The organism is Anabaena azotica FACHB-119, from assembly GCF_014697625.1.
GTDB classification, from domain to species: Bacteria; Cyanobacteriota; Cyanobacteriia; order Cyanobacteriales; family Nostocaceae; genus Trichormus; species Trichormus azoticus_A.
In genome coordinates this window covers 1-12,366 of the sequence record NZ_JACJSG010000002.1, presented here as the reverse complement: position 1 = coordinate 12,366, position 12,366 = coordinate 1, and the positions used below count along the sequence as shown (strand labels likewise).

The window sequence follows — 12,366 nt, the reverse complement described above, 5'->3', positions numbered from 1 at the left end:
AAACAATTGTATTACTCCTACGCAAATATTGAGATAAATCTGTAGATTATGCGGAAAATTATTTTGTTTATTGCTTCTAGCCTTGATGGATACATTGCCAGGAAATCAGGAGATATAGATTGGCTATTTACTGATCAAGACTATGGTTACACAGAGTTCTATGCTCAAGTTGACACTGTAATTATGGGTAATAAGACATATCAACAAGTTTTAAGTTTTGGTGAATATCCTTATCAGGATAAAGAGGTTTTTATATTTTCTAGAACCCAATCAGGGACAACAGATAATAATGCCAAATTTGTCAATAGTGATTGGCTCAATTTTATCAAAACACTGCGTCAATCTCATGGGCGTGATATTTGGTTAGTTGGTGGCGCACAATTGATTCATTTCTTTCTACAAGAAGGTTTTATAGATGAGTTAATTCTTTCAATACATCCCATTATTTTAGGTAGTGGGATTCCATTGATTGTTAACGATCCAAGTTTGGAAATAAACCTTGATTTGAAAAAGGTGAAAACTTTTGATACTGGATTAGTGCAAATGTTATATAGTTTTAATTAAATTCAGATACTGCACTTTATTCATAATAATATGGTGGGCATTGCCCACCCTACTAAATAATCATTTTAGCCGTTTACTAGTTAGTAAAAATTAAAAGTAAAAAACTTTAGCTTTTTTATCCGTTTTGGGATATCCAGGTTATGACGGTTATTTAATAATTAAGGCAAAAACCTATCTAAAGCAGCTTTGAGTTGTTCAATTTCTACTTCTATGTTGCCTTCTTTTGAGGCTCTAGCAATACACTCTGTTAAATGTTCATCGAGAACGATTCTTGCTACTTTATCTAATGCACCTCGTACCGCAGCAATTTGTAATAACACGTCTGGACAAGGGCTACCTTGTTGCACCATTGTTTTAATACCGCGAATGTGTCCTTCTATACGCGATAAGCGATTGACAATTCGCCGTAGAGATTCTTCGCTGTGAACGTGAGGATGAAGCGACTCGGCTTTTTCGTGACTGTGATTTGTCAGGTCTTGTTCTACATCATGATTGTGGGGTTCTTCGGCTTTGTCAGATACAGACAAGGATTGTTGAACTAATCTATTTGATCCATTCATGGGTGAATATAGCACTGATATTATTCAGATCGTAGCCTAATTGGTCAGTTGACAGTTGACAGTTGACAGTTAACAGTTGTTAATCTCCCTTGTCTATCTTGTCTCCCCCCTCTCTCACCATTCCCTATGGGACGCTACGCGAACGGAAAGCAAGCTACATCTACTGGTTGGTGAGCGTAGTCGAACCACATCTCCCCACTCTTTGGTGAAACCCGAACCTTGAGAGTAGAAATCTCTAGAATAGCTATTAGGTGAATTATTCAATTAATTTTAATTACAGGTCACTGCTTTATGGTTCAAGCACAAAGCTGAGGTCAGTACGTATGGATAATTATCCAAATTTGCCAAAATAACTGTAAGTGGATTTGTCACCATTGGGCAACAATTAGGCTTCTAGATTAGGTTGTAAATATGAAATTTGCCAAATTACCACGCTCTATATACCAACTTGGTACTCATGTATTAGCAATATTTATAGGAGTTGTGTTAACGGTTAGTAGTCTGTGGGTGTTACCTTCGCAAGCAGAATCTGCACCTGAGCCTAGTAATATAGAGTCTGCACCAGAATTAATTGCTCAGAAACAGTCAGCTGCGGCTGCGGCTATAGGTAATAGTAGTTTTGTGACAGCAGCAGTTAATCGTGTTGGTTCAGCAGTGGTCAGAATTGATACAGAACGTACAATTACGCGGCGTGTAGATCCATTTATGGAAGACCCATTTTTCCGGCGTTTTTTTGGTGAGGGTTTTCAAGGACAGTTGCCAGCAGAACAATTGCGTGGTTTAGGTTCTGGGTTCATCATAGATAAAAGTGGTTTAATTTTAACAAATGCCCATGTGGTGGATAAAGCCGATCGCGTGACTGTACGTTTGAAAGATGGGCGGAGTTTTGATGGTAAGGTACAAGGGATTGATGAGGTGACAGATTTGGCGGTGGTGAAAATCAACGCTGGTAATAGTCTCCCTGTTGCAACCCTTGGTTCTTCTAATTCTGTGCAGGTAGGAGATTGGGCGATCGCAGTTGGTAATCCTTTGGGTTTCGATAATACTGTGACTTTGGGTATTGTCAGCACCCTCAAGCGTTCTAGCGCCCAAGTTGGTATCACTGACAAGCGTTTAGACTTTATTCAAACCGACGCAGCCATTAACCCTGGTAACTCTGGTGGGCCTTTGTTGAATGACAAGGGTGAGGTGATTGGAATTAACACCGCCATTCGTGCGGATGCGATGGGTATTGGCTTTGCTATTCCTATTGATAAAGCTAAAGCGATCGCCCTACAATTGGAACGAGATGGTAAAGTCGCTCACCCCTATCTAGGCGTGCAGATGGCAACTTTAACACCAGAATTAGCTCAACAAAATAACACTGACCCCAACTCTGCTTTCGCCATTCCTGAAGTTAACGGTGTGTTGGTGATTCGAGTAGTACCAAACTCACCTGCTGCTAGTGCTGGTATCCGGCGCGGTGATGTAATTCTGCAAGTAGATGGTCAAGCAATTACTACTGCGGAACAGTTACAGAATGTGGTGGAAAACAGCCGCCTGGGTCAAGCTTTGCAGGTGAGAGTACAACGGGGTAATCAAACACAACAGTTATCTGTACGCACGGCTGAGTTGCAAAATGCTGCGTGATAATTCGTAATACTTCGACTACGCTCAGTACAAGTTCGTAATTCGTAATTCGTAATTCGTAATGATTATGAATTACGGATTTTTTATTTATACGAAAGCAACAGATTGAATTTTAAGCCATAGAAATTCCCAACTTCTCTTGGGGTTCAGAAATACTATCCTAAGAGGATGTTTGGAAAGTCGAAATATATACTAATGACCCCTCTCCAAACCTCTCCCCGACGCGGGGAGAGGCTTTAAAACCCCCATTCCCTTGTAGGGAAGGGGGGCAGGGGGGTTAGGTCTTTGAGATTTTGAGGTCAGCAATAATACTTTTCAAACATCCTCTAATGTTCAGTCATTCTCCCATCTCTAGAGACTTCGGAAATTCAACTTGCTGAGGTATCTTCTCTCTAATAGGAAGTTCAACTTCTTCACTATTTGAATCTTCTTTATTCCTGCCATATTCAGGTTTCTTTGGAGTTAATTCAACAATTGATGGCTTGTTTATAACCAAAAACCTTGTTGTTTTAGCAAGAGCGTTATTTGGTTCAATTTCCAAGACTCTATCAAAACAAAATATAGCATCTTTATATCTCTTCATCAGGCAATATGTAGCACCTTTGTTATACCAAAGATCAGCCACATTAGGATTGATTTTAATTGCTTGACTATAACAGTCTATTGCTTCTTCATAGCAACGTAATTGCTCTAAAGATATACCTTTGTAAACCCATGCAGGAATAAAGCCGGGTTGAATATCAATAGATTTTTGAAAAAACTCCTGTGCTTCTGTGTATTTTTTTTCTTCTAATAGAGCAACACCTTTGTCAAAACAACTTTTGTATTCGTCTATCTTAGTCATAATTCAGTCAATTTCCCCAAAAATAATTTAAGTAGCTCAATTTGGTTAATATCACGCTTAATTAATTTTTTACTGAATTGGCTTAACACCAGTCACAATACTTATAAGTAAGAAAGCAAAGAGGAATAAGCAGTATAAAAAATGTAATAATAGGCAAACTAGATAAGTATAGTTATCTTTAATAATTTTAAGCTAATTTAGTTGTAATAATAATTTTGTGTTTATGACTTTTCAACCCAATGATGAATTAATTAATCCCGAAATCAATAGATTAGTGCAACTCCTCAGCACAAGTACAGATGAAGACACAATACGTCAAGTGGCTGAGAGCTTGGGGAACATCGGTTCTGGCAATCAACAAGCCATTAACGCATTAGTACAGATACTTACTATTAGTAAAGATAAATACACAATATTTAATGCGGCTGCGAGCTTGGGTAACATCGGTTCTGGCAATCAACAAGCCATTAACGCATTAGTACAACTCCTCAGCATAAGTGAAGATGAATACACAATACGTCAAGCGGCTGCGAGCTTGGGTAACATCGGTTCTGGCAATCAACAAGCCATTAACGCATTAGTACAACTCCTCAGCATAAGTAAAGATGAATACACAATACGTCAAGCGGCTAAGAGCTTGGGGAAAATTGGTTCTGGCAACCAACAAGCCATTGACGCAATAGTACAACTCTTCAACACAAGTAAAGATGAATACAAAATAAGTCAAGCGGCTGAGAGCTTGGGTACAATTAACCCTGGCAATCAACAAGCCATTAACGCATTAATACAACTCCTCAGCACAAGTAAAAATGAAAACACACTACGTCAAGCGGCTGAGAGCTTAGGGAACATCGGTTCTGGCAATCAACAAGCCATTAACGCATTAGTAAAACTCTTCAGCACAAGTAAAAATGAAAACACACTACGTCAAGCGGCTGAGAGCTTAGGGAACATCGGTTCTGGCAATCAACAAGCCATTAACGCATTAGTAAAACTCCTCAGCACAAGTAAAGATGAAAACACAGTAAGTCAAGCGGCTGAGAGCTTGGGGACAATTGACCCTGGCAATCAACAAGCCATTAACACAATAGTAAAACTCTTCAGCACAAGTAAAAATGAAAACACAATACGTCAAGCGGCTGAGAGCTTAGGGAACATCGGTTCTGGCAATCAACAAGCCATTAACGCATTAGTACAACTCTTCAGCACAAGTAAAAATGAAAACACAATACGTCAAGCGGCTGAGAGCTTAGGGAACATCGGTTCTGGCAATCAACAAGCCATTAACGCATTAGTACAACTCCTCGGCACAAGTCAAGTTGAATACACAGTACGTCAAGTGGCTGAGAGCTTGGGGACAATTAACCCTGGCAATCAACAAGCTATTGACGCATTAGTACAACTCCTTAGCACAAGTCAAGTTGAATACACAATAAGTAAAGCGGCTGAGAGCTTGGGGAAAATCGGTTCTGGCAATCAACAAGCCATTAACGCATTAGTAAAACTCCTCAGCATAAGTAAAAATGAAGACAAAATATATCAAGCGGCTGAGAGCTTGGGGACAATTGACCCTGGCAATCAACGGGCGATTAACGCATTTGTACAACTCCTCAGTACAAGTCAAGATGGATACACAATCATTAAAGCGGCTGAGAGCTTGGGGAAAATCGGTTCTGGCAATCAACAAGCCATTAACGCATTACTACAACTCCTCAGCACAAGCAATTCTATTTCTATTCGCAAGCACACCGCCGGAATTTTTAAGAAAATTAGTTTCGGCAATCTGAACGTGATTAAAGAATTAAAAACACTTCGTCATACTACTCAGTCAGAATATACTCGCTACTTAGTAGAGGATATTTTGAATGAAATTGATTCTGTTCCTAATAAAAACACTCAAAGCCAAGATGATTTAATGTTATTTCTCCAATCTGTACGAGTTAAAGGAACAGTAGATGAATATTTTTCAGTTAATAATTATCAAAAAACTCGATTCTGCTATGACCGGATAATTGCTTGTTTAGATAAGCTGCAAGAAGGTCATGATATTCTTACAAGGCGTTCATTAATGAACTCCTATTTAGAGTTATATAAACGTATTGTTTCTTTTGCTATTAGCAATAGAGATTTTCAGACAGCATTTTATTATACAGAACTTTTTAGAAATCGCTATTTAGTAGAGCGAATATCCCTACAGGATATGGCTTTACCAAAAACAATCCCATCAGAACTAGCTCAACAAATAAACCAGGCAAAGCACACCGAACGCCTGAAATTGCAAGAATACACCAACGGTATTAATCTAAATTTAGATAAAAATAAACTAGATGGACTAAGTGAAAGGTGGGTTGAATCTAAACAGGCATTAGAAAAGTTGTACGCTCAAGTCGCTATTAACGAACCAGAGTTTATTGCCAAGACCAAGATTTGCCCCATAACCTACACAGAAGTTAAAGATTTATTGCCTACAGATAGTGCTATCGTAGAGTTCTTTTTTAGTGATAAACAATTACTAATAATCTTGCTTCTGCCTGGAGAAGAATCCCCAATTATTCCCGAATCTCTAAGATTACCTCTAAATCAATTAGGACTGGAAACATTAGCGCAAGATTGGGTATCCGATATTACTGAAAACAAAAAAGGAAATAAAACAGACTTTAATACAAAAACTACACAAATCAGCTTTATTATTAACGCTATTTCTGATATTCTTAAGATTCAAGATGTAATCAGATATATTCCCTCACATATTAAACATCTGATTATTATTCCGCATCAATATTTACACTTATTTCCTATTCATGCTCTGTGGATAAATGACAGCCAGCGCATTATCGACCGCTTTTCAGTCAGCTATTTCCCAAATACTCAAGTGTGGAAAATTTGCCATAATCGTCAACGGGTACGGGAATCATTGATTAGTATAGAAAATCCCACACAGGATAAAGATTTAATTTTTGTTAAAGCAGAAGTAGCTGGTATCAGTCAGCGTCAACAATTTGTACAACAGCAAATTTTAGTAGGAAAACAAGCATCAAAAGCACAAATTTTACATTTAGCAGGAAGTAACCACTGTTTCCATTTTTCCGGTCATGCTGAGTATAATTTTAAGAATCCTCTCGATTCCTACCTCATGCTTGGAGAAGATGACAAAGACAATCTCAGTCTAAATACTATCTTTACTGATTTACAAATGCCTCATGCAGATTTAGTCACTCTCTCAGCTTGTTGTACAGGGCTTGTAGATGCCTTTGCACCGACTGAAGAATATTTAGGTTTGCCTACAGGCTTTTTGTTAGCTGGTGCAAAGGCTGTAATTGGCAGTCTGTGGAAAGTAAACTCTATTGCTACAGCTTTTCTCTTGGATGAGTTTTACAGGCAGTTAGAAACGATAAATAATAAAGCAGTTGCCTTGCAGAATGCCCAAAATTGGCTGCGGAGTTGTACTGCTGAAAAACTCAGGGAACGAGCAAATAGCTGGAACTTGAGTACACTAGAACCAAAGGAGCAGATTCTTTTAGAATGGTCACTTGACAATTTACAGCATATTCCTTTTGAAAATCCTTATTATTGGGCAGCATTTATCTTAACAGGATGTTAAAACATGAATAACAATAATTTCACAGATGCAGATACCCTAATGTGTAAAGCTTTTAAGGAAATCGTAGCTTTACCCGCTTCTGAAATAGAGCAAAAGTTAGGTAGCGAAGCTCGTGTTTCTATTGCCAACTATTTAAATAATCTCCCCTCTCAAGATTTCCAAAACCCGAATGTAATGGCAAATCATATTTCAGTATTTTGTCTATCACCTGAAAATAAAAATTTACGAGATTGGTGGCGTGAAATATACTACAGACTGAACAAAGATGGCATTAATAAAATTGTTAAAAAATCCCTTGATCCTGGCGAAGAAGCAGATGATGAACCAGAAACTCAGAACCTTATCAGTAACGAAGGTCGAGATATTTGTTCATATCTAGAACGTTGGGCGCAGGAAGTAAAAAATCAGGATGATCAAAGTCAGGATAATCAAGGAAATAAAGATGGCTCAAATTCAAAATAACCCGATAGTTAAAGTCGAATCTCCGACGCTGCATCTATATTATTATAGGCTGCGTCATGGCATTAATGAGCCTGCAAACATAACACAAGACCGACGCAACAAATTTCAGGATAATTTAAATAAAATAACTTCTCACTTGAGAAGCAGCACAGGTAAAAAAGGCTCTGATATAGTTAAATTAATTCCTACTGAGAAAGAACATGATGGAACTATTCTGGACTTTTCCTCTGTTCCTTCCGAATGCCGCAAGCTAAACAATGACCGACTGTACTTTGAAACTGGTATTATTCATAGTCGTCTTGCAGCTCGTCGCTTTAATGATACCTACATTCTCCGTTTAATTAGATATGTTCCTTCAGCACAGGGAGAGCAATCCATTGATTTCTTTGATAATCTGTGCGATCATATTAGCGAACTTGATGTGGAAATTGGACAAACAGTAATTTTTGCTGGCATTTTCAGAAATCAATCTCAATCAACAGATGCGATCGCCGCAGAATGTTTAAGTAATTTTTACAATAAAAACATTTCTCCAGACGAATTAATTATTGATAAATTTCTAAGTTCTCCTTTTTATATTTATCCTCAAAAGGTATCAGTTAAGACAATTGATCAATATGCAGTTGAATCAGAAAAATTAACCTGTGTTTTGCTTTATCAAAATGAGCAGGTAGAAAAAGAAGCTGATAAAATTTACAACATATTGCAAAATTTATTACTGAGCTATCATAAGATTATTTATTTCTACTCTCAAAGCTTGATATTAAAAAATATCCTTCATCAACAATACAGAGTTATTGAATCTCTAACAGAGGATTATGCTCAAAAAAAATGGGATAAACTTTCTCTTTCCCAGCTTCCTCAACAATCTCTAGATTACTATAAACGTCTTTCTTTTCTTGAAGACCAAGCTAGATTACTGGAAATTCATCAAAGTAATTATAGGATATGTCTTGAAGAAATTGAGCAGAAAATTGGACAAAAAGTTCCTAAATTTTTTAGTGATTTCAATTTTAAAATTGACCAAAATATTAAACAAATTAAATCTGAAATTGGTTTTCTTACTCCTGGGATTGGACTTTATGAGAAACTAATGCTTAGTGTCCAAACCCAAGTAAGTATTAACGAAGATACAATTCGGGATAAACAAGATAAACTAGGGCAAGTTTTTACAGGTTTAGGTACAGCCATTGCCGTTGGTCAGATAGTTTCTCAACCCGTAACAAATACATTATCTATATACCTAGATAAAGGAAAAAATCAACCTTCATTAGTTAGCCTATGGTTAGGCGCATTCCTGACTATTACCGTAAGCCTTTTAATTGGCTATGGCATCAGTATTAAAATTTATCAATGGTTTACAAAAGATAAATCTTAACAGTTTTTTCTATCATGACTTAAAGGAGTAAGAACGCTAAGGAAATGCTCAGACTGTTTAATTAGGTTGAGTTACTTACCTCTCCCTTTTGTTATCCGAACTCAGGTTAGATAAAATATGACTGTATTAATTACGAACTACGAACTACGAATTACTAATGTTATACAGAAGATTTGGACGCACAGAATTACAGATACCGGTGTTCTCCTGCGGCGGTATGAGATATCAATATAAATGGCAAGATGTGAGTGATGCGGATATTCCTGCTGATAATCAGGCAAATCTAGAAGCTACTATTAATCGAGCTATTGAGGTTGGTATTAATCATATTGAAACTGCTCGTGGTTATGGTAGTTCGGAAATGCAGTTGGGGAAAATACTGCCTAAGTTTCCCCGCGAAAAGTTGATTGTCCAAACTAAAGTTTCGCCTGTGGCGGATGCGAAAGAGTTCCGTAAAACATTTGATCAATCATTAAGTTATCTTCAATTGGAATATGTAGACCTACTAGGACTACATGGTATTAATAATGCCGAGTTATTAGAATATAGTATCCGTCCAGGCGGTTGTTTAGATGTAGCGCGACAGTTGCAGGCAGAGGGTAAAGTCCGATTTGTTGGCTTTTCTACTCATGGGCCTACGGATGTAATTGTGCAGACAATTAATACCAACGAGTTTGATTATGTAAACCTGCACTGGTACTACATTAATCAATGGAATTGGTCAGCCATTGAAGCGGCTACTCGTCATGATATGGGTGTGTTTATTATCAGCCCTACAGATAAGGGAGGTAAGCTTTATAGTCCACCTAAAAAATTAGTAGATTTATGCAAACCTTTAAGTCCGATGGTGTTTAATGATTTGTTTTGCTTGAGTCATTCCCAAGTACACACCTTGAGTGTAGGCGCAGCCAAACCCCAAGATTTTGATGAACACTTGAAAACATTAGACTTGATAGACCGAGCATCCGAGATTTTACCACCAATTTTAGGTAGGTTGGAAGAAGCTGCGATCGCCACCTTGGGCGAAGATTGGGTAAAAACTTGGCAAACCAATTTACCTAAATTAGAAGAAACCCCTGGACAAGTAAATATCCGTGTGATTTTATGGTTGCTAAATCTAGCTACTGCTTACGATTTAGTAGACTACGCCAAGATGCGGTACAACTTGCTAGGGAATGCTAATCACTGGTTCCCCGGTAACAAAGCCGACAAACTCCACGAATTAGATTTAACACAGTGCTTAAGCTACAGTCCCCACGCCGAGAAAATCCCCCAATTTTTAGCCAAGGCGCATCAACTGTTGGCGGGGGAAGAGTTGCGGCGTTTATCTCAGAGTTAACATACTCAGGACTCACGCAAGTGTCACAATTGGAGGTTGGTGCGTGACGCTACAAGTCTCATGACTACGTTCAAATATTATCGCCAGTCACACACCCTACAGAAAAAATATGCCAGTTGCGTAACTCCTAATACCTAAGGAGGATGACAGTTACTTCTGACTCAATCTTGGGAACCCTATAAATACTGTTCAGTTCGGGACTTACTCACATAGGTTATGTGTAGGCGGTAAGTAGTTACAACTTCCGCTATCAACCTCAGCCGCAGCTTTACAGGTGGGTGTGAGTAGTCCCTGAACTGTTTCAGTATTTTGCAAGATTGTGAGGTTTAATTTGTGGATAAGTCAATTATTCAGTTGGTTGATGAATTACCTAGTGATAATATTACCGTTAAAGTTTTACAAGCTCTAGATTATGTAGCCCCTGGTCAATGGCAAAATCTAGTAGGTTTCGATAATACGATCCGTGCCATTACCGGAGAAACCGATGCTAACGTTATCCAAAGAATCCGCGATCGCGCTACCTCTTTGTATCACGATCCTCAACAAGGCTACCAAACTGCCATTAAACTTTACCAAACCATCGATAAAGCCGACACAGCAATTGCCACTGCGGCTTTAGCCAATAAAGTAGGTGAAAAAATTGGCTTTCTCTCATTTTTAAGCAATATTACACCTAAAGCCGACCTCTCTCAAAGCATTGATTTACTATTAAAAATAGCCGTCGAAATTATCGTTTTTTGCAAACTCAACGGTATTCCCCAACCAAACCCCCAAGAGTTTGCCAATTCTTTGGCTAACAACTATCAAGATGCTTCCTTAATTAGAATGGTAGCCCTAGTCTGTCTAGATGGCATTTTGCCATTAGGCCCCGACTTCCTAAGTAAAATTCAGTTAATTATTAGTGGTGCTGACTCCAACGCCATCACACAAAATCCTGTTTTCCAAGCCATCAACAACTCCCTCCCAGGAAATAACCCCACCGATAAACTTGGCTTTATTAATCAGGGCTTTAACTCTGTCCAAGGTTGGATGAATAATTTAGTCAGCAAGACAGGTATCACCCCACAATCAATTTTTAGTCATCTGGGTAATTTTATTCAACTTGCTGATGATAATTTAGATTTCGTAGCTGCATTCCTAGACCAAAGCACCAATTACTTTGAGCATACAGGTATTCAAACAGTAGCCCGTAAATTAATTTTGCAAGCACATACTTTAGTCAAGCAAGAAATTCAAACACAACCAACGAAACCTCTGCAAAATAATATCACTCAATATAAAGTCAGTGAGAAAGTAGAGGTTTGGGATGAAGAAGAGGAAGATTGGTATGAAGCTTCAATTGAAAAAGTTCAAGATGATCAATTCTTTGTCCATTACATCGGCTACGGTTCATCCTATAACGAATGGGTTGGTGAAGATGACATTCGTACTGGTGACTATGCTGCAACCGATGATAACGGATATGCAGTGGGTAAAAAGGTAAAATGTTGGAGTGAAGATGAGGAAACTTGGTACACTGCCACAATTGAGAAAATTCAAGGACATCAATACTTTATTCATTACGTCGGTTACGAATCATCCTATGATGAATGGGTGAATGCCGATGATATTTGTTAAGAAGGTTATGAAGCCAAATAAATAATGTAGAGACGTTGCATGCAACGTCTCTACATTAAATAAAAAAGCGCCCCCGCAAGAGGGCGCTTTTTTATTCAGCTAAATGTTTCGGAATTAACCGTTGATAGCAGGAGCGCTCTGTGCAACAGGAGCAACTTCAGAAGCCGCTAAGTCTAAGGGGAAGTTGTGAGCGTTACGCTCGTGCATTACTTCCATACCCAAGTTAGCGCGGTTGATGATGTCAGCCCAGGTGTTGATCACACGACCTTGTGAGTCGATGATGGACTGGTTGAAGTTGAAACCGTTCAGGTTGAACGCCATTGTGCTGACACCCAACGCGGTAAACCAGATACCGATGACAGGCCATGCAGC

Annotated in this window: 9 protein-coding genes and 1 pseudogene; 7 read left to right on the top strand and 3 right to left on the bottom strand. The window is 38.4% G+C overall.

Annotated elements, in window-relative coordinates; translation table 11 throughout:
* Nucleotides 1–48 precede the first annotated feature (48 nt).
* Entirely contained in the window at nucleotides 49–564 is a 516-nt protein-coding gene (locus tag H6G83_RS01415; protein ID WP_190465903.1) for a dihydrofolate reductase family protein, read from the top strand.
* A 158-nt stretch (nucleotides 565–722) separates the two neighbouring features.
* Here H6G83_RS01415 and H6G83_RS01410 read toward each other — a convergent pair whose 3' ends face one another.
* Nucleotides 723–1,124: a metal-sensing transcriptional repressor gene (locus tag H6G83_RS01410; protein WP_190465901.1), complete on the bottom strand. Its 402-nt coding sequence runs from the start codon at nucleotides 1,122–1,124 to the stop codon at nucleotides 723–725.
* A 411-nt stretch (nucleotides 1,125–1,535) separates the two neighbouring features.
* On the opposite strand from H6G83_RS01410, the gene H6G83_RS01405 reads away from it, so the two are divergent.
* Nucleotides 1,536–2,753 (top strand): HhoA/HhoB/HtrA family serine endopeptidase, encoded by a 1,218-nt coding sequence (locus H6G83_RS01405; RefSeq protein WP_190465899.1) that lies wholly within the window; start codon nucleotides 1,536–1,538, stop codon nucleotides 2,751–2,753.
* Nucleotides 2,754–3,090: 337 nt separating this feature from the next.
* Here H6G83_RS01405 and H6G83_RS01400 read toward each other — a convergent pair whose 3' ends face one another.
* Nucleotides 3,091–3,597, bottom strand: coding sequence for a tetratricopeptide repeat protein (locus H6G83_RS01400; protein ID WP_199328280.1), 507 nt, complete (start codon nucleotides 3,595–3,597; stop codon nucleotides 3,091–3,093).
* 223 nt (nucleotides 3,598–3,820) lie between these two features.
* On the opposite strand from H6G83_RS01400, the gene H6G83_RS01395 reads away from it, so the two are divergent.
* The 5 genes from H6G83_RS01395 (at nucleotide 3,821) to H6G83_RS01375 (ending at nucleotide 11,994) form a co-directional block, all read left to right on the top strand.
* Nucleotides 3,821–7,198 (top strand): HEAT repeat domain-containing protein, encoded by a 3,378-nt coding sequence (locus H6G83_RS01395; RefSeq protein ID WP_190465897.1) that lies wholly within the window; start codon nucleotides 3,821–3,823, stop codon nucleotides 7,196–7,198.
* Nucleotides 7,199–7,201: 3 nt separating this feature from the next.
* Nucleotides 7,202–7,660 carry a hypothetical protein gene (locus H6G83_RS01390; RefSeq protein WP_190465895.1) on the top strand — a complete coding sequence of 153 codons (459 nt, stop codon included), beginning with the start codon at nucleotides 7,202–7,204 and terminating at the stop codon, nucleotides 7,658–7,660.
* Entirely contained in the window at nucleotides 7,641–9,038 is a 1,398-nt protein-coding gene (locus H6G83_RS01385) for a hypothetical protein (RefSeq protein WP_190465893.1), read from the top strand. The genes H6G83_RS01390 and H6G83_RS01385 overlap by 20 nt, the downstream gene beginning before the upstream one ends.
* A gap of 157 nt (nucleotides 9,039–9,195) precedes the next feature.
* Complete coding sequence (locus tag H6G83_RS01380) at nucleotides 9,196–10,377, top strand: aldo/keto reductase (protein WP_190465892.1); 1,182 nt, start codon at nucleotides 9,196–9,198, stop codon at nucleotides 10,375–10,377.
* 333 nt (nucleotides 10,378–10,710) lie between these two features.
* Nucleotides 10,711–11,994 carry a Tudor-knot domain-containing protein gene (locus tag H6G83_RS01375; protein WP_190465890.1) on the top strand — a complete coding sequence of 428 codons (1,284 nt, stop codon included), beginning with the start codon at nucleotides 10,711–10,713 and terminating at the stop codon, nucleotides 11,992–11,994.
* A gap of 114 nt (nucleotides 11,995–12,108) precedes the next feature.
* On the opposite strand, the pseudogene H6G83_RS01370 reads toward H6G83_RS01375, so the two are convergent.
* Nucleotides 12,109–12,366: pseudogene (locus tag H6G83_RS01370) on the bottom strand (photosystem II q(b) protein); the annotation flags it as partial.